22 protein-coding genes are annotated in these 25,982 nt (G+C 38.7%); 21 read left to right on the top strand and 1 reads right to left on the bottom strand.

Annotated elements, in window-relative coordinates:
• The first annotated feature begins 9 nt into the window (after positions 1-9).
• The 21 genes from GPZ88_RS01045 (at position 10) to GPZ88_RS00945 (ending at position 25,410) form a co-directional block, all read left to right on the top strand.
• On the top strand, positions 10-336 hold the full coding sequence (locus tag GPZ88_RS01045) for a phage holin (RefSeq protein ID WP_166043015.1): 327 nt from the start codon (positions 10-12) through the stop codon (positions 334-336).
• Positions 333-1,178 (top strand): lytic exoenzyme target recognition domain-containing protein, encoded by an 846-nt coding sequence (locus GPZ88_RS01040; protein ID WP_166043013.1) that lies wholly within the window; start codon positions 333-335, stop codon positions 1,176-1,178. Before GPZ88_RS01045 ends, GPZ88_RS01040 begins: the two co-directional genes overlap by 4 nt.
• Positions 1,179-1,876: 698 nt before the next feature.
• On the top strand, positions 1,877-2,263 hold the full coding sequence (locus tag GPZ88_RS10330) for a hypothetical protein (protein WP_166043011.1): 387 nt from the start codon (positions 1,877-1,879) through the stop codon (positions 2,261-2,263).
• Between the two features lie 58 nt (positions 2,264-2,321).
• A complete protein-coding gene (locus tag GPZ88_RS01030) occupies positions 2,322-2,672 on the top strand; it encodes a hypothetical protein (protein WP_166043009.1) in 351 nt (116 codons plus the stop codon).
• A 410-nt stretch (positions 2,673-3,082) separates the two neighbouring features.
• Positions 3,083-4,294: an FtsW/RodA/SpoVE family cell cycle protein gene (locus GPZ88_RS01025; protein ID WP_166043008.1), complete on the top strand. Its 1,212-nt coding sequence runs from the start codon at positions 3,083-3,085 to the stop codon at positions 4,292-4,294.
• Positions 4,295-4,446: 152 nt separating this feature from the next.
• The gene (locus GPZ88_RS01020) at positions 4,447-5,007 is read left to right on the top strand and encodes an HAD-IA family hydrolase (RefSeq protein WP_166043007.1); all 561 of its coding nucleotides are present in this window, start codon (positions 4,447-4,449) and stop codon (positions 5,005-5,007) included.
• On the top strand, positions 5,008-6,960 hold the full coding sequence (gene gyrB / locus GPZ88_RS01015; RefSeq protein ID WP_074560621.1) for a DNA topoisomerase (ATP-hydrolyzing) subunit B: 1,953 nt from the start codon (positions 5,008-5,010) through the stop codon (positions 6,958-6,960). It begins immediately after the preceding gene.
• A 105-nt stretch (positions 6,961-7,065) separates the two neighbouring features.
• Positions 7,066-8,790, top strand: coding sequence for a septation ring formation regulator EzrA (ezrA, locus tag GPZ88_RS01010; protein WP_074564051.1), 1,725 nt, complete (start codon positions 7,066-7,068; stop codon positions 8,788-8,790).
• A 451-nt stretch (positions 8,791-9,241) separates the two neighbouring features.
• Positions 9,242-10,309, top strand: a complete 1,068-nt coding sequence (gene hisC, locus GPZ88_RS01005) for a histidinol-phosphate transaminase (RefSeq protein ID WP_158914206.1) — start codon at positions 9,242-9,244, stop codon at positions 10,307-10,309.
• Positions 10,310-10,325: 16 nt separating this feature from the next.
• Complete coding sequence (locus GPZ88_RS01000) at positions 10,326-11,294, top strand: ATP phosphoribosyltransferase regulatory subunit (RefSeq protein ID WP_039696586.1); 969 nt, start codon at positions 10,326-10,328, stop codon at positions 11,292-11,294.
• The gene (gene hisG / locus GPZ88_RS00995; protein ID WP_006532651.1) at positions 11,294-11,941 is read left to right on the top strand and encodes an ATP phosphoribosyltransferase; all 648 of its coding nucleotides are present in this window, start codon (positions 11,294-11,296) and stop codon (positions 11,939-11,941) included. Before GPZ88_RS01000 ends, hisG begins: the two co-directional genes overlap by 1 nt.
• Entirely contained in the window at positions 11,938-13,215 is a 1,278-nt protein-coding gene (hisD, locus tag GPZ88_RS00990) for a histidinol dehydrogenase (RefSeq protein ID WP_158914204.1), read from the top strand. Before hisG ends, hisD begins: the two co-directional genes overlap by 4 nt.
• On the top strand, positions 13,208-13,855 hold the full coding sequence (gene serB / locus GPZ88_RS00985; protein WP_158914202.1) for a phosphoserine phosphatase SerB: 648 nt from the start codon (positions 13,208-13,210) through the stop codon (positions 13,853-13,855). Before hisD ends, serB begins: the two co-directional genes overlap by 8 nt.
• 25 nt (positions 13,856-13,880) lie before the next feature.
• Positions 13,881-14,465: an imidazoleglycerol-phosphate dehydratase HisB gene (gene hisB / locus GPZ88_RS00980; protein ID WP_039696589.1), complete on the top strand. Its 585-nt coding sequence runs from the start codon at positions 13,881-13,883 to the stop codon at positions 14,463-14,465.
• Positions 14,466-14,537: 72 nt separating this feature from the next.
• Positions 14,538-15,146, top strand: coding sequence for an imidazole glycerol phosphate synthase subunit HisH (gene hisH / locus GPZ88_RS00975; protein ID WP_006532647.1), 609 nt, complete (start codon positions 14,538-14,540; stop codon positions 15,144-15,146).
• Between the two features lie 47 nt (positions 15,147-15,193).
• Complete coding sequence (hisA, locus tag GPZ88_RS00970) at positions 15,194-15,913, top strand: 1-(5-phosphoribosyl)-5-[(5-phosphoribosylamino)methylideneamino]imidazole-4-carboxamide isomerase (RefSeq protein ID WP_166043006.1); 720 nt, start codon at positions 15,194-15,196, stop codon at positions 15,911-15,913.
• A 3-nt stretch (positions 15,914-15,916) separates the two neighbouring features.
• Positions 15,917-16,675: an imidazole glycerol phosphate synthase subunit HisF gene (gene hisF / locus GPZ88_RS00965; protein WP_074965180.1), complete on the top strand. Its 759-nt coding sequence runs from the start codon at positions 15,917-15,919 to the stop codon at positions 16,673-16,675.
• A complete protein-coding gene (hisI, locus tag GPZ88_RS00960) occupies positions 16,672-16,992 on the top strand; it encodes a phosphoribosyl-AMP cyclohydrolase (protein WP_039696592.1) in 321 nt (106 codons plus the stop codon). The genes hisF and hisI overlap by 4 nt, the downstream gene beginning before the upstream one ends.
• 11 nt (positions 16,993-17,003) lie before the next feature.
• Positions 17,004-17,318, top strand: coding sequence for a phosphoribosyl-ATP diphosphatase (gene hisE, locus GPZ88_RS00955; protein ID WP_074564039.1), 315 nt, complete (start codon positions 17,004-17,006; stop codon positions 17,316-17,318).
• Positions 17,319-17,523: 205 nt separating this feature from the next.
• Entirely contained in the window at positions 17,524-24,150 is a 6,627-nt protein-coding gene (locus tag GPZ88_RS00950) for a pullulanase (protein WP_166043005.1), read from the top strand.
• Between the two features lie 144 nt (positions 24,151-24,294).
• Positions 24,295-25,410: a glycerate kinase gene (locus tag GPZ88_RS00945; RefSeq protein ID WP_166043004.1), complete on the top strand. Its 1,116-nt coding sequence runs from the start codon at positions 24,295-24,297 to the stop codon at positions 25,408-25,410.
• Here GPZ88_RS00945 and GPZ88_RS00940 read toward each other — a convergent pair.
• Positions 25,407-25,856 carry a YueI family protein gene (locus GPZ88_RS00940; RefSeq protein ID WP_074564035.1) on the bottom strand — a complete coding sequence of 150 codons (450 nt, stop codon included), beginning with the start codon at positions 25,854-25,856 and terminating at the stop codon, positions 25,407-25,409. The genes GPZ88_RS00945 and GPZ88_RS00940 overlap by 4 nt on opposite strands.
• Between the last annotated feature and the right edge of the window lie 126 nt (positions 25,857-25,982).

The raw sequence follows: 25,982 nt of genomic DNA, 5'->3' as shown, positions 1-25,982 counted from the left end.
GAGAAGAACATGAATGATGTGATTGTACAAGCAGCTATGCTTATTTTGACAGGTTTAGCTGGTTTTATCGTTAAAAACGTAAAAGACTATCTTTACAAAGAAGGCGGTGAGAAAGCGCTCAAAATCGTTGAAATCATCGCAAGAAACGCAGTCAATGCCGTTGAGCAGATTGCCGAGGAAGACACTAAAGGCTATCAAAAACTTAGCGAAGCCAAAGCTAAGGCTAAAAAGAGTCTAGAAGCTCACAATATTTATTTAACAGATAGTCAACTGGAAATGTTTATCGAGTCAGCAGTCAAGGAAATGAATGACGCTTGGAGAGGAGAAAGCAAATGAATACAGACGTTTTAATTAATTGGTTTGAAAGCCGTCGAGGCAAACTTACTTATAGCATGTATGGCAGTCGTAACGGTTCAGACGGCACAGCAGATTGTTCAGGTTCGATTTCTCAGGCTTTGAAAGAGGCAGGGGTAAATATCATTGGACTACCGTCAACGGTCACTCTAGGCTCACAATTGGCAAATAACGGCTTCTATCGTGTGTCTAAAAACGAAGACTGGAACGGTCAACGAGGTGACATTATTTTGATGTCATGGGGTGCTGATATGTCCCAATCTGGCGGAGCTGGTGGACACGTCGGAGTGCTAGAAGACGCTAACACATTTATCAGCGTTGACTACTGGACTGGCGGACAAGCAGGGACAGCAGTGTCATCTCACAACTGGGACCAATATTACGCTATCGAGAAACCAGCTTATATCGAGGCTTGGCGCTTTAGTGGGTCAACAGCTACACAGCCTAACACAGTAGTCTCAGGCGGTCGTAAACCAGACAGCAAAGCTTACTATCTAGCAAATGATGTAGCATTCGTTAACGGTATTTACCAAATCAAATGCGATTACCTAGCGCCTGTTGGCTTTGACTGGTCTGATAACGGAATCCCCGTCGGGCTAGTCAATTGGGTTGACGAAAACGGAAACAACGTCAAAGACGGCGCAGACAAGGATTTTAAAGCTGGTATGTACTTTAGCTTTGAGTTAGACGAGGCTCACATTACCGATACTGGCGAAGGCGGATACTATGGCGGTTACTACTGGCGTAAGTTCGAGTTTGGTCAATTTGGCACTGTATGGCTTTCTTGTCGAGATAAAGACGATTTAGTCAATTATTACAAGTAAATTTGATATAATTAAATAAGCGAATACTTTAACACCCCTAGTCTTTGATGGCTAGGGGCTTTTTTGGTATAATAGGTACATAAGTAGTTGAGAGGTCTTACTTATAATATCTGGCAGAGAGTGGGCTGACGAGCGCACGTTAAAGAGAAGTACGTTTTGGGCTAGCGTGAGCTAGTCCTTTTTTTATTTTCCAAATTACCCCAGCAGCACCCAGAAAACCTATAACAGCAGCGTTTGTTTTATTTTCCGTTATAACCACAACAATAAAAAAAGTCCGTTAAAACGGACTAAAAAATTTAAAAAATATCAAAAAAGTTTATAAAAAGTGTTGACTGCTATTATTTATAATGGTATAATGTATATGTAAGGTTGAGGGAGGTAAAAAAACAAAACCTTAGACAAGGAAACTACAGAAAGGAAAAACAAATGTTTAAGTATTTGAAAAAACCATTCAAACTCAAAACTAACAAAGTAGTCATCAAAATCAACTTGTTAGTCATAACGCTTGAATGGCATGTAGAATTTGAATAGTGAGAAATCACTATTCACCCCCTCGGGGGTGTACTTAAATATTAACAAAAAATGCTATGAAAGTAAAATTTAAAGTAACAAAACATTCTTTTGATTGGAAAGCATTCTTAGGCTGGTTGGTCATTATCGGGCTAATCGCTTGGCTCTTGCTTAAATAAGGAACAAACATGATTGAAGTATTATCAAAACAAGAAATTTTAAACTTATTAACAAACAATTCACGTTATCAGATTTCTAAAGTAACAGGAATATCTGAACAGACTCTATCAAACTATGTTAAGGGCAGAACCGATGTCGGAAACATGTCATACAACAACGCTATCAAGCTAACACAATACGCAAAAGAAAACGAGGTAGAAACAATGAAACACACTGAACAAGAAATTTTGGATATTATTAAAAATATGGAACTTGAACCTGACATGATTGATATTTGGGAAGATAAAGACGGTGATATTGTTATTGCTGGACGTGGTGAAAATCCAAATAATTTACGTGGACAAGAAATGCAATATATCGGATTTGTTGATAACGGTGACGTAACTTTTGAATAGAATATTTTTGAAAAATATAGTATAACTTTTGTAAGTGCTGTCAAAGGAGAAAATGAAAATGAACGCTAAAGAATTGCTTGAACAAATCAAAAACAATGAAGTACAATACGCAATCGTAGATGACAAAGGCGCTGTCTACTGTAATCAAGATACAGATAATATTATGGATATTTACGGCTTATCAGATGAAGAAGACGGTCACTTTTATGGCGTATACAGCGATATTCTGGGGCAAGTTGATAGCCGTGGCGCAGATGACGAACGTATCTTAAAATCAATCGAGCTTATGCTAAGCCTCGGTAAGCCTGTTAAACGTTCAGAATTAAAACACGGTAAAGATTTCAAACGTACTTACTTCTTTGGTGGTATCATTGAAGAAATGGAACTTAAAAAACGATTTGGCTTGTAATAAAAATAACCGCACCCGATTTTTTTCGGGTGTTTTTGTTTGAGTCCGAAATCAGCCCGAAAAGTCCGAAAAAACCTAGAAAAAGAGGAGAAAAAAACACTTGATTTTCTTCATATTTCCTAGGTTTTTTGTTCTATTTCTTCCTATATTATAACCGTTGATTCCGGCAGGGGAGAGAAGAGGCGAGTTTATTTAGGTCGTTCAGACTGAGCTAAATTGACTTGCTTGACCGGTAAAAGACTGAGCCTAATAGGGTTCAGTTTTTTAGTTTTCTTGAAAATGTACAGGAAAATCCCTGAAAAATGCAGCTTAAATTTTTCTGAAAAATTCTCGTATTTTCACTAGGTTTTTTCCTCAATTCTAATTAAAAAATGATATAATATTTTTTGACTAGAAACGAAGGAAGTAAGATGGCAAGAAAAAAATATTCTATTGATAGTCGAATCGACTATTCTGTAATTTTACCTGTTTTTTTTCTTTTGCTAATTGGTTTGGTAGCCGTTTATATTGCAACGTCAAATGACTATCCTGAAACAATTGCAAAAGTAATGACACAACAAGGTGTTTGGATCTTTTTAGGGTGTGTAGTTGCCTTTGTTGTTATGCTCTTTAGTACTGAATTTTTATGGAAAATCACCCCTTATCTATATGGCTTGGGATTGGCTTTGATGATTTTACCATTGATTTTTTATAGTCCTGAATTAGTAGAATCAACCGGAGCAAAAAACTGGGTGACCATTGGTTCTGTGACCTTATTTCAACCCTCTGAGTTTATGAAGGTTTCCTACATTTTGATGCTTGCTAGGGCATCAATTTGGTTCCGTCAAAAAGTTCCTGAGGACAACTTGAAAAATGATTGGAAGTTGCTTGGAATTTTTGCTTTGATTACCTTGCCAGTAATGGTTTTACTCGGTTTGCAAAAAGACCTTGGGACAGCCATGGTTTTCTCAGCTATTTTAGCAGGTTTGATTTTGCTGTCTGGGATTTCTTGGTGGATTATTTTGCCAGTTGTTATTGCTGTAACGGTAATCATTGGTGGATTTTTAGCACTTTTTCTATCACCACATGGCAAAGATATTTTCTATGGATTGGGGATGGATACTTATCAAATCAACCGTATTTCGGCTTGGTTAGATCCTTTTTCATACGCTAAGTCAATCGCTTATCAACAAACACAAGGTATGATTTCGATTGGTAGTGGAGGACTTGGTGGTAAAGGTTTTAACGTGATTGATCTTTCAGTCCCAGTTCGTGAAAGTGATATGATTTTCACTGTCATTGCTGAAGATTTTGGATTTGTTGGCTGTGCTGTTGTCATGACCTTGTATCTTGTTTTGATTTATCGCATGATTCGTGTGACTTTTGAGTCAAACAACCGATTCTACACTTACATTTCAACTGGATTTATCATGATGATTTTGTTCCATATTTTTGAAAATATAGGTGCTGCTGTTGGTATCTTACCTTTGACTGGTATTCCATTGCCATTCATCTCACAGGGTGGTTCATCATTGATTACTAACTTGATTTGTGTTGGTTTGATTCTCTCAATGAGTTATCAAAATAATTTGCACCATGAGCAAGAAGTTGAAGAACATTTCAGACGAAGTGAACGTTATTAAAAAAGGTTTTGGAAAATTCTTCCAAGCCTTTTTTATTGGCTAAAAAGTTATTTTTCCAGTCAAAAAATAATTTGAAAATTTTGTTCTCTGGTGTTGGAAATTGATGAGGTAGAGACTATAAAAAAATGTAAAATTGTGATATAATATTGGTTATGAATTACCATGATTATATCTGGGATTTGGGCGGCACTTTACTCGATAATTACGAAATGTCCACTCAGGCTTTTGTGAAAACTTTAGCTGATTTTGGCTGTCAAGCATCGCATGATGATGTCTATGAAAAGCTGAAGGAGTCAACAGATGCCGCTATTAAAAAATTTATCCCAAACCAACCACAATTTTTGAAAGCATATAAAGCATTAGAAGCCGATTATTTGAAAACACCGGTTCTTTTTACAGGCGCCAGCGAGGTTTTGCAGGTAATTGTGGCTACCGGTGGGAGAAATTTTTTGGTTTCTCATCGAAATAAACAAGTCCTTGATATTTTAGAAAAAACAAAGGTACTTCCTTATTTCACTGAAGTCGTGACATCAGAAAGCGGCTTTGCTCGTAAACCAAGTCCAGAGTCAATGTTATACCTCAAAGAAAAGTATAAGATTGACAATGCTTTGGTTATTGGAGATCGTGAAATTGATAAAGAAGCTGGTCAGGCTGCTGGCTTTGATACCTTGTTAGTTGATGGAAAAAAATCCTTATTGGAGATAGTGAAGTAAATGACGGAAGAAAATAAAAATTTAGCAGAATTAGCGAAAGAGTACGACGCCAGTCAGATTCAGGTCTTAGAAGGACTTGAAGCTGTACGTATGCGCCCAGGAATGTATATCGGTTCAACCTCAAAAGAAGGATTGCACCACTTAGTCTGGGAAATTGTCGATAACTCAATCGATGAAGCCTTGGCAGGATTTGCCACACACATTGAGGTTTTCATCGAGAAAGATAATTCTATTACAGTTGTCGATGATGGACGCGGTATTCCTGTCGATATTCAAGAAAAAACAGGTCGTCCAGCTGTTGAAACGGTCTTTACAGTCTTGCACGCCGGAGGTAAATTTGGCGGAGGCGGTTATAAAGTATCAGGTGGTCTTCACGGGGTAGGTTCATCTGTTGTTAACGCCCTTTCAACACAATTGGATGTTTCTGTTTACCGTGATGGAAAAATCCATTATCAAGAATACCGTCGTGGTCACGTTGTTGATGATTTGAAAGTTATTGGAGATACAGATCGTCACGGAACAACCGTTCACTTCACTCCAGACGGTGAAATCTTTACGGAAACAACAGTATTTGATTTTGATAAATTAGCTAAACGTATTCAAGAACTTGCTTTCTTGAACCGAGGTTTGCGTATTTCAATCACTGACAAACGTGAAGGCATTGAACAAGAACAACATTATCACTACGAAGGTGGTATTTCAAGTTACGTTGAATTTATCAACGAAAACAAAGATGTTATCTTTGATAAACCTATTTACACTGATGGTGAAATGGATGGTATCTCAGTTGAAGTTGCTATGCAATATACAACTGGTTACCACGAGACAGTGATGAGCTTTGCTAACAACATCCATACACACGAAGGTGGTACTCACGAACAAGGTTTCCGTACAGCATTGACACGTGTGATTAATGATTATGCTCGTCAAAATAAATTGCTTAAAGAAAAAGACGATAATCTAACTGGTGACGATGTTCGTGAAGGGTTGACAGCAGTTATCTCTGTTAAACACCCAAATCCACAATTTGAAGGGCAAACCAAAACAAAACTTGGTAACTCAGAAGTTGTCAAAATTACCAACCGTTTGTTTAGTGATGCTTTTGGACGTTTCTTGTTAGAAAATCCTCAAATTGCTAAGAAAATCGTTGAAAAAGGAATTCTTGCTTCTAAAGCGCGTATCGCTGCGAAACGTGCACGTGAGGTAACACGTAAGAAATCAGGTCTTGAAATTTCAAACTTGCCTGGTAAATTGGCAGACTGTTCTTCAAACGACGCAACAATGAATGAATTGTTCATCGTCGAAGGGGACTCTGCGGGTGGTTCTGCAAAATCAGGACGTGACCGCGAGCACCAAGCAATTCTACCAATTCGTGGTAAAATCTTGAACGTTGAAAAAGCAAGTATGGATAAAATTCTTGCTAACGAAGAAATCCGTAGCTTGTTTACAGCTATGGGAACAGGTTTTGGAGCAGATTTTGATGTGACAAAAGCTCGTTACCACAAACTAGTTATCATGACCGATGCCGACGTCGATGGAGCTCACATTCGTACTCTGCTTCTGACATTGATTTACCGCTTCATGCGTCCGGTATTGGAAGCAGGATACGTATACATCGCACAACCACCAATTTATGGTGTTAAAGTGGGTAGTGAAATTAAAGAATACATCCAACCTGGTGCTAATCAGGAAGTTGAACTACAAGCAGCAATTGAGCGCTATAGTAATGGACGTTCAAAACCATCTGTTCAACGTTACAAAGGACTTGGTGAAATGGATGATCACCAACTCTGGGCAACAACAATGGATCCAGAAAATCGTTTAATGGCACGTGTCTCTGTTGATGATGCTGCCGAAGCAGATAAGATTTTTGATATGCTTATGGGAGATAAGGTTGAACCACGTCGTGAGTTCATTGAAGAAAATGCGGTTTACAGTACGCTTGATATTTAATCGAATATTAACATAAAAATACTGCACACAATCTCTAAGTATGTTATAATCGTAATGTTATAGCTATTTTTTACGATAAAAAAGACAATTTATAAGGAGTTTTAAATGTCGAGCGGAATTATTTTACTGCTTGTAGCAATAGTTGTTTTAGTCATTATTGCTTATCTAGTTGGCGTCATCGTACGCAAACGAAATGATTCATTGATTGCAAGTTTGGAAGAAAGAAAGCAATCGTTATTTGGATTACCAGTCAATGAAGAAGTCGAAGCTGTTAAAAATCTTCATCTTATCGGGCAAAGTCAAACAACATTTCGTGAATGGAACCAAAAATGGGTTGACCTTTCATTAAATTCTTTCTCAGATATTGAAAATCATATTTTTGAAGCTGAAGATCTTAACGATAGCTTCAAATTTATCAGTGCGAAACATGAAATTGACAATGTTGAAAGCCAATTGAACTTGGTTGAAGAAGATATCAATGCAATTCGTGAAGCACTTGCTGTTTTGAAAGAACAAGAAGAAAAGAACAGTGCGCGTGTGAAGCATGCTTTGGACTTATATGAAACTCTTCAAGCTTCTATTTCAGAAAAAGAAGACAATTTTGGTTCAACAATGCCTGAGATTGAAAAACAATTGAAGAACATCGAAGCTGAGTTCTCTCAATTTGTAACACTTAACTCAACAGGTGACCCAGTTGAAGCCTCTGAAGTGCTTGATCGTGCTGAAGAACATACTATTGCACTTGGTCAAATTTCAGAACAAATTCCAGCAATCGTTGCTAAATTGGAAGATGATTTCCCAGATCAACTTGATGATTTGGAACAAGGTTACCGTCGTCTGCTTGAACAAAATTACCACTTCGCTGAAAAAGACATTGAAGCTCGTTTCCAAGAAGTGCGTGATGCAATCCGTGCTAACTCATCAGAACTTGTGACTTTGGATCTTGATCGTGCTCGTGATGAAAATGAACACATCCAAGAAAAAATCGATTCATTGTATGAATTGTTTGAACGTGAAATTGCTGCTCACAAAGCTGCGCTTAAAGACAGTAAAATCATTCCAGATTATTTGGCACACGCTAAAGCCAATAACGAAAAATTGGAACACGAAATCAAACGCTTGTCTCACAAGTATATCTTGAATGACAATGAAAACTTGAGCCTTCGTTCATTTACTAAAAACTTGGAAGAAATCGAACAAGAAACATTGCCAATTGTTGAAGTATTTGATAACCAAGATAAACCATTCTCAGAACTTCAATTGATTTTTGATCGCACATTGAAAACTCTTGATGCGGTTGAAGAAGGTCAAATGCAAGTCTTCGAACAAGTTAAAAATATTGAACAAATCGAAAGCGTTGCTCGTCAAAGCTTAGATCAATACATTAATCGTTTGCACTCAATCAAACGTTACATGGAAAAACGTAACTTGCCTGGAATTCCTCAAGATTTCTTGAGCGCATTCTTCACAACAAGTAAACAGTTGGAAGTTTTGATCGATGAGCTTAGCCGTGGACGTATTGATATTGAAGCAGTTTCTCGTTTGACAGATGTTGCTACTGCAGCAATTGCTAATCTTGAAGAAGCAACTTATCAAGTTGTTCAAAATGCAACATTGACTGAACAGTTGTTACAATACTCTAACCGTTACCGTAGCTTCGAGCCAAGCGTTCAAAGTAGCTTTGAACATGCTTTGCATCTCTTTGAAGTAGATAACAATTATCAAGCATCATTTGATGAAATCTCATATGCACTTGAAACAGTTGAACCAGGTGTAACAGATCGTTTCGTATCATCATACGAAAAAACACGTGAACAAATTCGTTTCTAAGATGATATGTCATATAAGAAAAAGGTTTAGAAATTTTCTAAGCCTTTTTTTGTGCCTCATTTTATGTATCTGGTTAAGTCTGCTTAAATTTTTTGGTATAAATATAAAAAATTCTAAAAATTTAGCTTGATATTTTCAGAATTTTCTTGTAAAATAGCTTTAATATAAAAAAGCGATGATAGAAAAAGCCTAAGACAACAGACAGAGAGTGCTTGGTGGTGAGAAAAGCATGCAATCCTTAGGCGACACATTCTTGAGTGCGTGTGCGAATGCTTCTAGCTAGTAGTGCACGACGGATGGATCCACGTTACGGATTAGAAGTCTAGTACTTCATGAGAGCAGTTAAGGTGACTTGCTGTTGAATCAAAGGTGGAACCACGTTGTTAACGTCCTTGCAAAGTTTTTTTGCGAGGGCGTCTTTTTTATATCAGAAAATAGAAAGGATCTTATTATGACAACTATTAAAGGATTGAGAGAAATTGAACCTTACGTTGCCGGAAGCCAACCAAGCGGTGAAAATTTAATTAAACTAAATACAAATGAAAATGCTTATGGACCAAGTCCAAAAGTAGCAGAAGTTTTTTCACAGTTTGATGTCCATCAATTGCGAAAATATTCGACCTTGGATCAAAAATCATTACGTATTGCGCTTGCTAAGCAACATGGTCTTGATCCTGATCAGATTATCGTTGGTAATGGTTCAGATGATATTTTATCAATGGCATTTCTAGCATTTTTTAATAGTGAAGATCCGGTTTTGTTTCCTGATTTAACTTATGGATTTTACAAGGTTTGGGCGGATTTATATCACGTGAATTACCATGAAATTCCATTGAATGAGCAGTTTGAGATTGACTCTAGTGATTACATTGCTGACAATGGTGGAATTATCATTACAAATCCTAATGCGCCAACTGGCATTTATAAATCGCTTGATGAGCTTGAAAAGATTATTCGTGCTAATCGAGATGTGGTGGTTATTATTGATGAAGCCTACATTAATTTTGGTGGTCAAACAGCTCTGCCACTGCTTAAAAAATATGAAAATGTTTTTATCACACGAACATTTTCAAAAGATGCTTCACTTGCTGGTTTGCGAGTTGGCTATGGTATGGGAAGTCCAAAATTAATGGCAGTGATTAATGCGGTTAAGAATTCCGTTAATCCATATAATGTTGATTTGATTGCTGAAAAATTAGCACTTGCTGCTGTTGAATCTTGGGATTACTACGAAGACACTTGCCAAAAAATCATGGCAACCAGAGATTGGTTTGCAAAAGAGTTGAGATTTTTAGACTTTAAGGTTTTAGAATCAAAAACAAATTTTGTCTTAGCAGAATGTCCAGATAACGGCGCAGCCTTATTATTTGACTACTTACAAGCTAAAAATATTTATGTTCGCTATTTCCCAAAAGTTGAACGCATTAAAAATCATTTGCGTATTTCGATTGGTCGACAAGATGAAATGGAAGAAGTGCTTAAGGCGATTAAAGAATTCTTGGCTGTAGGTTTGAAATGATTTGAGGAGTGATGGAATGAAAAAAACGACTTTACCAGTAGGGATGCACGATAAATTATTCAAACGCGCACGTGTAACCTACAAAATTGAACGAGATATCAGTGATTTCTTGATGAGTCAAGGCTTTAATCGTATTGAAACACCGACCTTGGAACATTTTGAAGTCTTTAGCGATACGCTTAATAAAAATAATTATAATTTTTTTGATAAAAGTGGCGAACTGTTGACCCTTCGTCCGGATATTACTAGTCAGATTGGACGTGTGATTGCTTCAACCCAAGTTGAAACGCCGATTAAATTTTCATATTCAGGCAAGGTCTTCAAATACAATGAAGAAATGCGTGGCTTGATGAACGAGCACACACAAGCAGGGATTGAAATCGTTGGTTATCCAGCTAAAGAGGCGGTTTATGAAGCCATCGCTTCAGCAAAAGCATCGCTTGATAAGGCAGATATCCCATCTTACCAATTTGAGTTTTCACATGCTGGTATTTTACAAACAATTTTTGATGATTTGAACTTACCAGCTGTAGCGGAAAAAGAATTGGACGTGGCACTTAAAGACAAAAATATCACGCAATTAAATGAGTTAACGAAGAAATATCCAAGTGAATTTGACGATTTCTTGAAAAATTTACCTTATCTTTTTGGTGAAAGTCATCAAGTGCTTAGCAAAGCTCGTAAGCTTGTTAAAAATGAGTCTGTCTTAGCTGCTTTGACTGATTTGGAAGATTTGTTGGCACAGGTTTCTGATATTTTACCTGAGAGTCATATTGATTTAGCTCAAATTCCATCTATGCCATACTACACTGGTGTGATGTTTAAAGTCTTTGGGGACAAAGTTCCAGATGCTTTTGCTTCAGGTGGACGCTATGACAAGTTATTTGAACGTTTTGGCGCTAAAAAATTAACAGCGGTTGGTTGGGCCGTAGATATTGATGCCATTTACCAAGCAGTACACGATAGTTTAGAAGGAGGTGCCTAATGGAAAATCAAATTACGATTGCTTTGACCAAAGGACGTATTGAAAAAGATACCGTAAAACTTTTGGAAAAAGCTGGTTTTGACATGTCTTTTATGGCGGATAAGGGACGTAACCTAATTTTTGAAAGTCCGGACAAGAAATTCCGCTTTTTGCTTGTTAAGGCACCAGATGTGACGACTTATGTTCGTCATGGTGTTGCTGATCTTGGGGTTGTCGGAAAAGACTTGCTTATTGAGCATCCGATAGGTTACCTTGAAATGCTTGATTTGAATTTTGGGTTGTGTAAGTTTTCTGTTGCTTCAACGGACGCTTACAAACCACATGACCACAAGCGCAAGCGTATTGCCACAAAATACCCAACAATTGCCACTGATTACTTTAATAAAAAGGGCGAAGATGTTGAAATTATTTCAATTCAAGGGAGTGTCGAAATTGCTCCAGTTATCGGTTTAGCAGATGCTATTGTTGATATTGTAGAAACGGGAAATACTTTGGTTGCAAATGGTCTCAAGGTTTATGAAGACATTTGTCGTATCTCAGCTCGCCTGATTGTCAATAAGGCAGCTTTGAAAAATAATCCAGAAATCATGCCATTTATCCAGAAATTGGAAAGTATCGTTGGAAATGAGGAGGTAGCTTTTAAATGAAAGTTTTAACAGGAACGACAGAAGACATTTCAAAAATTCTCTATCAAGAGCAACTGGAATTAAGCAAAGAAAACCTTGATGTCGACGATGCGGTTCGTCAAATTTTGGAAGATGTCAAGAAAAATGGGGATAAGGCTTTAAAAGCTTACTCTGAAAAATTCGACAAGATTGCTTTGGATGACTTTGAAGTGAGTCAAGATTTGATTGACCAAGCCTTTGAAGAGATTGATCCAGAAGTCTTAGAAGCACTTAAAAATGCGAAAGTAAATATTGAAAGTTATCACAAACAACAATTGGAATCAGGTTTTGAAGACCAACCGACTGATGGTGTTATTCGTGGTCAATTGATTCGTCCAATCGAACGAGCTGGGGTTTATGTGCCAGGTGGAACGGCAGCTTATCCATCATCAGTATTGATGAATGTGATTCCTGCGAAGATTGCTGGCGTTAAGGAAATTATCATGATTACACCGCCGCAAAAACATTTTGAACCTGCCATTTTGGTAGCTGCTTCACTTGCTGGTGTCGATAAGATTTTTCAAGTTGGTGGTGCTCAAGGGGTTGCGGCTCTTGCTTATGGTACAGAAACGATTCCTCGTGTTGATAAGATTACAGGACCTGGAAATATCTTTGTTGCGACAGCCAAGAAAATGGTCTACGGTCTTGTTGGAATTGACATGATTGCAGGGCCATCAGAAATTGGAGTGATTGCAGACAGTTCAGCTAATCCTAAATACGTTGCTGCAGACTTGCTTTCTCAAGCGGAACACGATGTGCGTGCTCGCGCGATTTTGGTAACTGATTCAGCTGAATTGGCTGAGGCTGTTGAGGTAGAGATTGAAGAGCAACTTAAACGTTTGCCACGTGAAAACATTGCTCGTCCTTCAATCGAAAATAACGGACGCATTATTATTGCGGATTCTGTTGATGCTATGTTTGATTTGATGAACCAAGTGGCACCAGAACACTTGGAATTGGCTATGGACAACGCTTATGATTATCTTGATAAAGTACAAAATGCAGGATCTGTTTTCCTAGGTCATTTCACAAGTGAACCGATTGGTGATTACTATGCTGGAGCTAATCACGTCTTGCCAACAACAAGTACCAGTCGTTTTTCATCAGCTCTTGGAGTGCATGATTTTGTGAAACGAATTCAGTACATGCAATACTCAAAAGCTGCTGTCAATGCGGCTAGTCACGATATTACAACACTTGCGTATGCTGAAGGTTTGCAAGCACATGCTAAAGCAATCGAGGTGCGTCATGACTAAGGTAAAAGGATTATTAGTGATGGATGTGGATTCTACGCTCATCCAAGAAGAAGGGATTGACTTGCTTGGTGAAGAAGCAGGTGTTGGTGAAAAAATTGCTGATATTACGGCGCGTGCCATGAATGGCGAGCTTGATTTTAAAGAAGCTTTGGATGAACGCGTTGGTTTGCTAAAAGGATTGCCAGAGACGATTTTTGATAAAGTTTTAGCTCGCATGCATTTTACAAATGGTGCTGAAAAATTGGTGGCTGAACTTCATCATCGTGGCTATAAAGTTGCTGTGGTATCGGGTGGTTTTCATGAAACTGTTGATGTCTTGGCTAAGCGCATCGGTCTTGATTATGTTAAAGCTAATCGTTTAGAAGTTAAAGATGGCGTTTTGACAGGAAAAGTGCTTGGTGATGTGGTTACCAAAGATGTCAAAAAAGCAAGCCTTATCGAATGGGCAGCTGAAAATGACTTAGATTTAAGTCAAACCATTGCTATGGGAGATGGAGCCAATGACCTTCCGATGATTAAAACAGCTGGTATCGGAATTGCCTTTTGTGCCAAGCCAGTTGTACGAAAAGAAGCCCCTTACCAAATTAATGAAGCAAATTTGTATAAAGTGATTGATATTTTAGATAGTCAAAACGGATAGACAAAAGTATCAGAAAGGAGTTGTTATGAGACAAGCAGAGATTGAACGTAATACCTTTGAAACTAAAATTAAATTGAGCCTTAATCTTGATGCCCAAGAACCAGTTTCTATTGATACTGGTGTTGGTTTCTTTGACCATATGCTGACTCTTTTTGCAAGACACAGCCGCATGTCTCTTGTAGTTAAAGCCGACGGAGACCTTCATGTTGATAGTCACCACACGGTTGAAGATGTTGGGATTGTTTTAGGTCAAGCTTTGAAAGAAGCTTTGGGCGATAAAGCGGGTATTAACCGTTACGGAACATCATTTGTTCCAATGGATGAAACACTTGGAATGGCAAGTCTTGATTTGTCAGGACGTAGTTACCTTGTTTTTGATTGTGAATTCGATAATCCAAAACTTGGCAATTTTGATACAGAGCTCGTGGAAGAATTCTTCCAAGCCTTTGCTTTTAATGTTCAGATGAATTTGCACTTGAAGATTTTACACGGTAAAAATAACCACCATAAATCAGAAAGTCTTTTCAAAGCAACAGGACGTGCTCTTCGCGAAGCTATTACCATTAACCCAGAAATTCACGGGGTTAACTCAACAAAAGGCTTGTTGTAATTAAAACTAGAAAGGAAAATCAGCCGAAACACTCTTATTTAGTGGTGTTTTCAAGGTTTGATAACTTAGCTTATGATTATTGTAATTGATTATGATGCAGGAAATACTGCTAATGTCTTAAGGGCTTTGAAAAAAATTGGTGTTCAGGCTGAATTATCCAGTGACCCGACAAAAATTTTAGCAGCTAGAGGTCTTATACTACCTGGTGTTGGAGCGTATCCAGCTGCCATGGCAGAGCTGACTAAGCGTGGTTTGGTTCCAGTAATTAAAGAAGCAGTTGCTAAAGGAGCACCGCTACTTGGTATTTGCCTTGGAATGCAAGTCTTGACAGAAGTTGGTTTAGAACATCAAGAAACGAAAGGACTTGGTTTTATTCCAGGTGTTTGTAGAGAAATCAAAGCAACCAAAAACATGCCAGTGCCTCACATGGGCTGGAATAATTTAACAGTTAAACATGAAAGTCCTTTAACGGATGGTCTTGAAGGACAGTCTGTTTATTTTGTTCACAGTTATTTTACAGATGTTCCAAAAGAATACATCGATGTGACTGCAAATTATGGCATTGATGTGCCAGCTATGATTCACAAGGATAATGTTTATGGTGCCCAGTTCCACCCAGAAAAATCTGGTGATGTGGGCTTAGGAATTCTAAAAAAATTTATTGCACTGTGTGAGAAATAAGTTTCACAGTTTTTGGGTAGCATTTTAAAAGAGAAAAGGAGTTTTATATGCAGATTCTTCCAGCGATTGATATCAAAGAAGGACAGGCGGTTCGTCTTTTTAAAGGTGATTTTAATCAAAAGACTGTTGTTAACCCTGATGTTATTGGGCAGTCTAAAATCTTTGCGCAAGCTGGCATTGATTTTATTCATGTTGTTGATTTAGATGGAGCTCTTGATGGACGAGCTACAAACCGTGATTTGATTGCCAAATTGAAAAAAGAATCTGGACTTGGTGTGGAAGTTGGTGGCGGTATTCGCACGCTTGAACAGATTGAAGATTATCTTGCGGTAGGTATTGACCGTGTGATCATTGGTTCAATGGCCGTGAAAAATCCAGACTTTGTCAAAGCTGCTTTGGAAAAATTTGGTAGTGACAAAATCGTTGTCGGTATCGATGCCAAGAATGGCATGGTGGCTACAGAAGGTTGGCTTGAAACAAGTAATGTTGATTACATCAGCTTAGCTAAAGCCATGGAAAAAATTGGGGTGACTCTCTTTGTCTACACAGATGTTGATCGAGATGGGACACTAACAGGACCTAATTTTGAACACTATGAAAGCTTGGTGGCTGAGTTGACAACAGCTAAAGTCATTGCTTCAGGTGGTATTGCTGAACAGTCTGACTTGGTGAAATTGCAGGAAATCGGAGTTGCTGGAACAATCGTCGGTAAAGCTTACTATAATGGCAACATTAGTCTTGAAGAATTGAAAGCTTTTGGAGGATAGCTTATGCTGAAAAAACGCATTATTCCATGTCTTGATGTCAAAGATGGACGTGTGGTCAAGGGGGTTAATTTTGTTAATTTAACGGATGTTGGTGACCCAGTTGATGCAGCGCGTGCTTATTATGAAGCTGGATGTGATGAATTGGTGTTCTTGGATATTACAGCGACGCATGAAAAACGTGATACGACAGTTGATATGGTAAGACGTGTTGCGGACCAAGTTTTTATTCCTTTTACAGTCGGCGGTGGTATTCGTTCTGTTGAGGATATGAATAAAATGCTAAAAGCAGGTGCCGATAAAGTAGCTGTTAATTCCTCGGCTGTTGCCAATCCACAACTCATCAAAGAATGTGCTGAAAAGTTCGGTAATCAGTGTGTGGTATCAGCTATTGATGCTCGTAAGGAAGCAGATGGCACTTGGCATGTCTATGTTGCTGGTGGTCGCAAAGACACTGGTATTGATTTGATTGAGTGGGCTAAAAAAGTAGTCAGTCTTGGTGCGGGCGAAATTCTTCTAACTAGTATGGATAAAGATGGCACAAAATCTGGCTTTGATTTGGAAATGTTAAACGCTGTTGCTGATGTGGTGAATGTTCCTATTATCGCTTCAGGTGGTGCTGGAAATATTGAGCACATGGTTGAAGTCTTTGAAAAGACAACGGCTACAGGTGCTTTAGCTGCTTCTATTTTTCACTATGGCGAGGTATCGATTGCAGATACTAAAGCGGCTATGGCTGAAGCTGGAATTGAGGTGAGACGATGAGTGATATTAAACTTGATTTTGCCAAACAAGATGGACTTCTTCCAGTAATTGTCACTGACTACAAGACTGGTCAAGTGTTAATGCTGGCTTACATGAATGAAGAAGCTTATCGATTAACCTTGGAAACCAAGCAAATGCACTACTGGAGCCGTTCGCGTAATGAACTTTGGCACAAAGGAGCAACAAGTGGTCACTATCAATACGTCAAATCCATTAAAACCGATTGCGATTGTGACACGCTACTTGTGGCTGTAAAACAAGAAGGAGCAGCTTGTCACACAGGTGCTTACAGCTGTTTCTTCAATGATATTTTATAGAAAGGAAAACTATGTTAGAAACACTTTATAAAGAAGCCTTAGACCGTAAAGAAAATCCTAAAGAAGGTTCTTACACTAATTACCTTTTTGACAAAGGCTTGGATAAGATTTTGAAAAAAGTTGGTGAGGAAGCAACTGAAGTTGTTATCGCTGCTAAAAATGCTGACAAAGATGAAATCGCAAATGAAACGGCAGATGTTTTGTATCACTTGGCTGTCATGCTAGTTGAAACTGGTGTTACAACTGAGGATGTAGAAGCTGTTTTGAAAGCTCGCCAAGGCAAAAAAAGTAACGTTCACGACCGACCAGAAATCACAAATTACTAAGCAGAAGAGGTAGGAAAATATTTCTTACCTCTTCTTTATGTCTCCGAAAGCAATCGATTGCACTAATTCTATGTAATGTGTTAGAAATAAACTAGAATTAGTTGTCTAAAAACGAAAAATATTTTACGAAAACGCTTGCGCAAACATAAAGTATTTTGTATACTGAAAGCATAAAATACTACTAATTTTAAGACGGAGGTCTTCTATGAAAAAGGTAAGTCGGCTTTCTTTCCCAGAAAAGCGGGAGTACTTTGGGATTCGTAAACTAAAAGTTGGTGTTGCTTCGGTTGCGATTGCGACAGCTCTTTTTTGGGGTGCTGGATTAACAAGCGTTTCAGCAGATCAGATTACTGTTCAAGTAGCTTCTTCAGAAGTAGTCAGTGAGACGTCTTCCCCAGATGATAGCAGTGAGGCGCTTCTTGAGTCAGAGAAAGCTGCAAATGCTAATCAAACTATCGAAACAGTTACTTCTTCTGACGTAGTTGATAATAGCGAAAGTCAATCAACTGAGCTAGAGTCACAGCCTCAAGAAGTTATTTCACAGACACAAGAGGTTCAAGGGACAGTAGCAACAGCTGAAATTGCTGATGTAAAAACAGTGACAAGTGCTGAAAACAGCAATCAGGTGAATCTCCTAAAATCTTCTCAACCTGGTAATCAAGTGTCAAATCCTCCAATTGCTGAAGATACGATTCGTGTGCATTTCCAAGCAGTTAATGATGATAATTACACTCAGTATGGCTTGTGGACTTGGGGAGCCGTAGCTGAACCGTCTGATGGCAATAATTGGCCCGCAGCGGCAACGCCATTTTCAGCAAATCAAAAAGATGACTTTGGCTATTATATTGACGTAAGACAAGCAGCCAGTCACGGTGATATTGGTTACCTCCTTCTTAAAAACGGTGAGAAAACTAGCGACTCTGACCAAAGCATCAAACCTTTATCAAAAGATGTAAATGAAGTTTGGGTTACGTCTGATTTTATGACTTACAGCTATAAGCCGTTGGCAGATGATCGCATTATTCGGATTAATTATAAGCGTGATGATGGTAATTATGACGGTTGGGGTCTCTGGGCTTGGGGCGATGTAGCTGGGCAATTTGGTGCATGGCCATCAGATGCTCTTGATTTTATTCAGGAAGGTGCTTATGGTCGCTACATCGACTTACCTTTGTCAAAATTATTAGATTCAAATATTGGTTTTTTATTGGTCAATCAAAATGACCCAGAAAAAGCTGGCAATAAAACGCTTGATATGAGTTTTTCTGATCGTGACATTCATAGCCAAATCTTCTTGCATAATGATGATACGACTGTTTATACCAATCCGTACTATATTGCTACGGTGACAGGACAAGATTTTTCAAAAGCGACACCTGGAGTCCATAATATTTCAGTATCAGCAAGTAGCTATCGCCCTTTTAATTATAATGAAACTGATTTAATTGATGTGACAGTTACTAATCCAGAAAATGTTGAGATTACACGCATGCAAATTGATACCGCACAAATCGGTGGTGGGGTTATTGAGATTTCGCCGGAGCTCAATCGTGTCACAATTACAGCAACGTCAGATACTCAGCCAGGAACTTATGACTTACCAGTTCGAGTCTTTGATAAGGATAACGGTTATTACGATACAACAGTATCAGTTACGGTAACGAAACGTGTTAAACAAGCTGGAGAAGTAGACTGGGATGAACAAGTGATTTACTTCATGTTGACTGACCGCTTTTATAACGGAGACCCAAGTAATGATAATCCTTATCATCAAGATTACGCTGGCGCAGTTAATCAAGCTGGTGTTTATAAAGGTGGAGACTTTAAAGGGGTGACTGCAAAGCTTGATTACCTCAAACAATTAGGCGTAACAAGTATCTGGGTTACACCAATCGTTGATAATATTCCGCAAAATGTTAGCACAGAAGCTGGTAAAGAATATTATGCCTACCATGGTTATTGGGCAGATGATTTTGAAAAGCTTAATCCGCATCTCGGCACACTTGATGATTTCCATGAGTTAATTGACCAAGCTGCTGAACGTGGCATTAACATCATTGTTGATGTGGTGCTTAACCATTCGGGTTATGGTACGGAAGATAAATTTACTGGAATGGTGCGTACGCCAGAAGAAGACAAAGGTGATGATATTCAAGGTTCACAATCAGGTCTTCCAGATTTCAAGACGGAAGATGCAGCTGTTCGTGAGCAATTAGTTGCTTGGCAGACAGCTTGGCTTGAAAAATCAACAACCGCCAAAGGAAACAGCATTTATGCTTTTCGTGTCGACACTGTTAAACACGTTGATGATACGACTTGGCAGTATTTCAAAAATGAGCTAGCGCTAAAAGATGCTGATTTCCATCTAGTTGGAGAAAGTTGGGGTGCCAATTACAAAGATACCAAGGGTGATTTAGGCACTGGTAGCATGGATAGTTTGCTTGATTTTGGGTTTAAAGATATTGCTAAGTTGCTAGTTAATGGTCGCTTGAAAGAAGCAAATGACGAATTGATTGCCAGAAATGATGCGCTCACAAGTGCCTATACCTTGGCGCAATTTCTTGGAAGTCATGATGAAGATGGTTTCTTGTATAGCATTGGTGGCGATTTAAATAAACTAAAATTAGCAGCAACGCTCTTGCTAACAGCCAAAGGACAACCAGTCATTTATTACGGTGAAGAATTAGGTCAATCTGGTGCTAATAACTGGCCATATTATGATAATCGTTATGAGTTCGACTGGGACGACGTGGCTGGAAATGCAATTTTAGAACATTATCAAAAATTATTAGCCTTCCGTCGTGATAACAGTGAATTGTTGGCGCGTGGTAGTCACAGTACTGTAGCTGTAAATGACAGTCAAGGATGGCTACTTGCAAAACGAGCTAATGACTCAGATGCGGCTTATATTTTGTACAATTTGAAAGACCAGTCACAAAAACTTCACTTACTTTTATCCGAGGCAGCAACGGTGACTGATTATTACACAGGAGCAACTTATCAAGCTCTTCTTGGACAAGACGGTCAGTATTATCTTGATATTGAAGCGCCAGCCATTTCAAAAGGTGGTACCATGTTGCTAAAAGTGTCTGCAGGTGCTATTACACAAGCTTTTATCGCTCAGACAGAAGAAGAGCCAATTGCTGAAAATACGCTGCGCGTTCACTTTAAGACTATGCCATCAGATGATTTAGCCAGTCTTGGTTTGTGGACTTGGGAAGATGTTGAACACCCATCTGAATCTTGGCCAAACGGTGCGATTAATCTTTCTAATCTTAAACACGACGCTTATGGTTATTATATCGATGTGAAATTGGTCAATGGTAATCGTCACAAAGTTGGGTTGCTCATCAATAATACTAGTGGTGAGAATGTTTCAGGGGATAAGGTGGTGAATCTTATCAGCCAAGACATGAATGAAGTTTGGTTTGATGAGAATTACAATGCTAATTACTATGCTCCGCTTGAAAAAGGAAAAATCCGTATTAATTACTATCGTAGTGATGGTAATTACAAGAATTTGGCAATTTGGTTGTGGGGAAGTGCAGACAGTTCCATTACTAGTCGCTTAGGTTCTTGGCCAGATGGTGTTGATTTTGAAAACTTTGGCAAATACGGTGCTTATATCGATGTGCCACTAGCCGATTTTAATGAGCTTGGTTTCTTGCTCCTTGATGAATCAAAAGAAGACGATGCGGCTAAGATTCAACCAGACAATTACACCTTTAAGGATTTAGCTAATCAAACACAAATTTTCTTGAAAGATGAGGATAAGACCATTTATACGAATCCATATTTTGTAAGCACTATTCGCTTAACATCCGCACAACAAATTAGTCAATCAGAACTTGTCGCTATTATCAGCAATCTAGCAGACGCCGATAAAGCTGAACTTCTAGAAAATCTTAAAGTGACTGATAAAGCTGGCAATGTCGTTGCTATTACAGATATTACTCTCGATAAGGCAAGTAATAAAGTTATTATCGAAGGTGATTTTTCAAGTGACGGTCTCTATACAGTAAGCTACAATGGCGATCAATACCAAGCACAGCAAAGTTGGCAGTACACAGATTCTAAGTATGCTTACGATGGTGATTTAGGAGCACGTGTTTTTGATAATGGAGCGCGTGTTGAGTTGACCGTCTGGTCACCAAGTGCAGACCAAGTAGCAGTTGTTCTTTATGATAAGAATGACCAAACCAAAGTCGTTGGCAAAATTGCTATGACTAAAGGGGATAAAGGTCAATGGTCGGCTAGCTTAACACCAAGTCTTGGTTTAGGTATTAGTGATTATCGTGGCTATTATTACCACTATGAAATCACTCGCGGAAAAGAGACTGTTCTGGCACTTGACCCTTATGCTAAATCATTAGCTGAGTGGAATAGTGATTTGATTGGAACTGATCCATCTTATAAAGTGGCTAAGGCAGCTATCGTTGATACCAGTGCTATTGGCAATCAAGACTTGACTTATGCAGATATTAAAGGTTACACAGCTCGTGAAGATGCTATTATCTACGAAGCGCACGTGCGTGACTTTACGTCAGATACAGCTATTTCAGAAGAACTTCGCAATCAATTTGGTACCTTTGCAGCGTTTGCTGAAAAAATGGATTATCTTCAAAGCCTAGGTGTCACTCATATTCAATTGCTTCCTGTTATGAGTTATTACTACGTTAACGAAGTGATGAATAACAAGCGCTTAACAGATTATGCCTCAAGTAATACAAACTACAACTGGGGTTATGACCCACAAAGTTACTTTGCTTTGACAGGGATGTATTCTGAAAATCCAGCTGACCCAGCAAAACGTATCGCAGAATTTAAAAACTTAATTAATGAAATTCACAAACGTGGCATGGGAATTATCCTAGACGTCGTTTATAACCATACAGCTGACCTTGCTATTCTTGAAGATTTGGAACCAAATTATTATCACTTCATGGAAGCTGATGGCAAGGCTAAGACAAGCTTTGGTGGTGGTCGCCCAGGAACAACTCACTATATGACACGTCGCATGGTGCTTGATTCAATTGCTTATTGGACAAAAGAATTTAAAGTGGATGGCTTCCGTTTTGATATGATGGGTGACTTGGATGCTGAGACTGTTCAAATGGCTTATGACAAAGCAAAAGCTTTGAATCCAAATGTTATCATGCTTGGTGAAGGTTGGATTACTTATGCTGGTGATGCCAATGATAGCCGTCAACCTGCTGACCAAACTTGGATGGCACACACAGACAGTGTGGCTTCATTCTCTGATGATATTCGTAATCTCCTTAAATCAGGGTATCCAAGTGAAGGTGCACCATGCTTTATTACAGGTGGGGTTAAAAATTTGCAAGAGCTCTTTAATAGCATAAAGGCTCAGCCAAATAATTTCACAGCAGATGATCCAGGTGATGTGATTCAATACATTGCAGCTCATGACAATCTAACCCTTCACGATATTATTGCTAAATCAATCCACAAAGACCCATCAGTAGCAGAAAATGAAGCTGAAATTTTACGTCGTCAACGCTTGGGAAATCTTATTATATTGACTTCTCAAGGAACAGCCTTCATCCATTCTGGTCAAGAATATGGTCGTACCAAACAATTCCGTGACGAAGCTTATAAGACACCAGTAGCAGCTGATCAAGTCCCAGCAAAATCAGATTTGCTAACAAACGCTGATGGCACACCATTTATTTATCCTTACTTTATCAGTGATTCTTATGATTCTACGGATGCTATTAATCATTTTGATTGGGCAAAAGCAACTGACGGCAAGGCTTACCCAGAAAATGCTAAAACGCAAGCTTATACCAAAGGGCTCATCGCTCTTCGTCGTTCAACAGATGCCTTTACGCTTAAGACAAAAGCTGATGTTGATAGCAAGGTCAAACTCATCACCATTCCAAATGAAAATGGAGTTGGTCAAGAAGATTTGATTATCGCTTACCAAACACAAGCAAGTAACGGTGACATCTATGCAGTCTTTGTCAATGCTGATAGCAAAGCGCGTGAGTTTGTCTTGTCAGATGATTACAAAGCTTTGTTGAACGCAGAGGTTCTTGCTGACGCCGATACCGCAGGTGTCGATGCTATCTTGAATCCAAAAGGTGTGGCGTTTACGGAAAATAGCATTACCCTTAATCCGTTAACAGCAACAATCCTACGTCTGAGAAAGGAAAATGCAGAAACAGAACGTACCCTTTATGACCGAGCAAGTGGCGTAAGTGTCATTTTAGCTCCAGGTGAACGTGAAGAGATTACACAGATTGAAGTTCATCACAAGGAAACAAATGACAGTCAAATCCCTTCAGTCTTGCAAGGTAAAGACTATGATTTATATGATATCGAGCCTGAAGATGCTTATGGCCATGTTGTTAGCACAACTCAAAAAGATCAAGTCATCTTACCAATTGATGCTGGTAAAGCTGTTGCAGAAGTTTTCTATCTTCCAGAAAATGCACAACCGCAACTTCTAGCTTTTAGAGAAGTTAGCAAGTTAGTGGCTGGGCAAGTCGTTAAATTCGTCATCTTTGATGTTGACCACTTCAGCCAATATGGCATTGTTTATCAAGACCAAGTGACAAAAACTGAAGTGCCAGCTAATTCGAATCAAGTGTCGAAAGCTACAGCGCCAGCCCAAACTCAGACTGGAGTCCGAAATCAAGCTGCTTCTCGAGTCCTTTCTGACCTTCAAAAAGTTGCTGTTACTGAAAATAGCACGGTTGCCTTGCCAGAAACTGGTCAAAAAGATAGTAAAACTCTAACGTTTGTTGGTCTTCTAAGTCTTGCCAGTCTAGCAGTGTTAGAAGTTAAAAGACGTCAAAAAAGTCACTAACATTTAAATACATTACTTTCCTTATATAAAGAGCTCCCCTTCTAAAATTGAAGGGGAGTTTTGCTTCGTATTAATGTTTTTGTAACCTCTTTCCTTTAAAAAATTATATAATAGTAATAAGAAATGTAAGGGGGAGTTGGTACTATGCATATATTAATTGCACCTGATTCATTTAAGGAAAGTTTGTCAGCACTTGAAGTTGCAAAAGCTGTTCAAAAAGGTTTTCGAAAAGCTATGCCAAATGCGACTTTTGATGTCATGCCTGTTGGTGACGGTGGTGAAGGAACTTTGGAAGCCTTGACAGACGGTCTTCACTTAAAACGTGAAAGCCACACGGTTACTGGCGCGTTTGGTCAACCAGTCGAAGCCCATTATGCGACTAATGGTCGGTTGGCCGTTTTTGAAATGGCAGACATTTGTGGTTTGGAAAAAGTGCCAATGGATCAGCGTAGCCCATTAACCCTTACGACAAAAGGTGTTGGTGAAATGATTGGTCACTTGGTTGACCTTGGTGTTGAAGAAATCATGATTGGTGTTGGAGGCAGTTCAACCAATGATGGTGGTCTGGGAATGGCGGCAGGCCTTGGCTATCGTTTCTTTGACAAAACAGGTCATGAAGTCGAAGCGGTTGGCGAACACCTTGGTGATATTACCATGGTTTCTTATGAAAGCTGTCGTTGGGATTTATCTCAAACTAAGGTGACAGTTATCACTGACGTGACAAATCCTCTATGTGGTCCAAATGGGGCAACCTATATTTTTGGAGGACAAAAAGGGCTTGCAAAAGATGACTTTGCAAGCGTTGATAAAGATATGGAAAGATTTTACCAAACTTTCTTCCCAGCTGTTTTGGATTTGGCTGGAGCGGGAGCAGGTGGCGGAATGGCAGCAGGTTTAGCAGCCTTTGCTGGAGGTCAAATCATTTCTGGCATTGATGCTGTTCTTGACATGCTTGATTTTGACCAACGTGTTCAGAAAGCTGACATCGTTGTTGTCGGCGAAGGACGAATGGATAAGCAAAGTCTTTCAGGTAAAGCTCCTGTTGGTCTAGCACAGCGCACACCTCGTGGTAAATTAGTCATTGCTATCTGTGGTAGTCTCAAAGATGATTTACCAAGCTTTCCGATTTCTAACATTCAAGCAGCCTTTCCGATAATTGCTGACGTTGATACTTTAGAAAATACCCTTGATAAAGCTGAGCAAAATCTGGAACGCACCGCCCAAAACATCGGAAATTTACTAAGCTTTACTAGATTTTAATCCTTGTTAAATAATTTTGACCAGAAGCCTTTTTTAGGGGCTTCTTTTGGTTTTTCAGCTGTAGCTGGAAATTGTTCAGATAATAGAGGATTAGCTACATTTTCAGCTTTGGTTGAATGAACGATAATGCCGTAAGGTGATTGAGCATTCTTTTCATCAACAATAGTTGCTTGAATGTTTTGTTCTTGAGCGATTTTCATGTAAAACATTTGGTTTGAAACGGAGAGTTTTGGAGAAATTTTAACTAATATTGTGTCGTATTGTTTAGCTAATTGTCCTAAAATATCACTAAAACGATTTTTAACCTCTTCTAAACGGCTATCTTCAAGAGGAATTGATAAGACGACTCGTTCGGCAAAAGTTCCAAAATAAAGACGTTGTTCATCAGGATTTAAGCGTTTTTCGCCTGTTGCGGCTTGTAAAACTTTATTTTCTAAATCAGTCATGGTAGGGCCCTCCATATGTTCTTACAATCATTATAAGTTAAATTTACTAAACTGTCAGTTTTGGGCTGTTTTGTTATTGAAAATTATGAAAAGCCATGAAAGTTGGTAGCGATTTTCAAAATTTCT

Origin of the sequence: Streptococcus ruminicola, assembly GCF_011387195.1 — a bacterium.
GTDB lineage: Bacteria > Bacillota > Bacilli > Lactobacillales > Streptococcaceae > Streptococcus > Streptococcus ruminicola.
The sequence above is the reverse complement of the archived record's forward strand: the minus strand, read 5'-3'. Positions and strand labels throughout refer to the sequence as shown.

Bases quoted from the DNA above. Each gene is read 5' to 3' on its own strand.
- GPZ88_RS01045 (WP_166043015.1), top strand. From the start codon at position 10: ATGAATGATGTGATTGTACAAGCAGCTATGCTTATTTTGACAGGTTTA.
- GPZ88_RS01040 (WP_166043013.1), top strand. From the start codon at position 333: ATGAATACAGACGTTTTAATTAATTGGTTTGAAAGCCGTCGAGGCAAA.
- GPZ88_RS10330 (WP_166043011.1), top strand. From the start codon at position 1,877: ATGATTGAAGTATTATCAAAACAAGAAATTTTAAACTTATTAACAAAC.
- GPZ88_RS01030 (WP_166043009.1), top strand. From the start codon at position 2,322: ATGAACGCTAAAGAATTGCTTGAACAAATCAAAAACAATGAAGTACAA.
- GPZ88_RS01025 (WP_166043008.1), top strand. From the start codon at position 3,083: ATGGCAAGAAAAAAATATTCTATTGATAGTCGAATCGACTATTCTGTA.
- GPZ88_RS01020 (WP_166043007.1), top strand. From the start codon at position 4,447: ATGAATTACCATGATTATATCTGGGATTTGGGCGGCACTTTACTCGAT.
- gyrB (WP_074560621.1), top strand. From the start codon at position 5,008: ATGACGGAAGAAAATAAAAATTTAGCAGAATTAGCGAAAGAGTACGAC.
- ezrA (WP_074564051.1), top strand. From the start codon at position 7,066: ATGTCGAGCGGAATTATTTTACTGCTTGTAGCAATAGTTGTTTTAGTC.
- hisC (WP_158914206.1), top strand. From the start codon at position 9,242: ATGACAACTATTAAAGGATTGAGAGAAATTGAACCTTACGTTGCCGGA.
- GPZ88_RS01000 (WP_039696586.1), top strand. From the start codon at position 10,326: ATGAAAAAAACGACTTTACCAGTAGGGATGCACGATAAATTATTCAAA.
- hisG (WP_006532651.1), top strand. From the start codon at position 11,294: ATGGAAAATCAAATTACGATTGCTTTGACCAAAGGACGTATTGAAAAA.
- hisD (WP_158914204.1), top strand. From the start codon at position 11,938: ATGAAAGTTTTAACAGGAACGACAGAAGACATTTCAAAAATTCTCTAT.
- serB (WP_158914202.1), top strand. From the start codon at position 13,208: ATGACTAAGGTAAAAGGATTATTAGTGATGGATGTGGATTCTACGCTC.
- hisB (WP_039696589.1), top strand. From the start codon at position 13,881: ATGAGACAAGCAGAGATTGAACGTAATACCTTTGAAACTAAAATTAAA.
- hisH (WP_006532647.1), top strand. From the start codon at position 14,538: ATGATTATTGTAATTGATTATGATGCAGGAAATACTGCTAATGTCTTA.
- hisA (WP_166043006.1), top strand. From the start codon at position 15,194: ATGCAGATTCTTCCAGCGATTGATATCAAAGAAGGACAGGCGGTTCGT.
- hisF (WP_074965180.1), top strand. From the start codon at position 15,917: ATGCTGAAAAAACGCATTATTCCATGTCTTGATGTCAAAGATGGACGT.
- hisI (WP_039696592.1), top strand. From the start codon at position 16,672: ATGAGTGATATTAAACTTGATTTTGCCAAACAAGATGGACTTCTTCCA.
- hisE (WP_074564039.1), top strand. From the start codon at position 17,004: ATGTTAGAAACACTTTATAAAGAAGCCTTAGACCGTAAAGAAAATCCT.
- GPZ88_RS00950 (WP_166043005.1), top strand. From the start codon at position 17,524: ATGAAAAAGGTAAGTCGGCTTTCTTTCCCAGAAAAGCGGGAGTACTTT.
- GPZ88_RS00945 (WP_166043004.1), top strand. From the start codon at position 24,295: ATGCATATATTAATTGCACCTGATTCATTTAAGGAAAGTTTGTCAGCA.
- GPZ88_RS00940 (WP_074564035.1), bottom strand. From the start codon at position 25,856: ATGACTGATTTAGAAAATAAAGTTTTACAAGCCGCAACAGGCGAAAAA.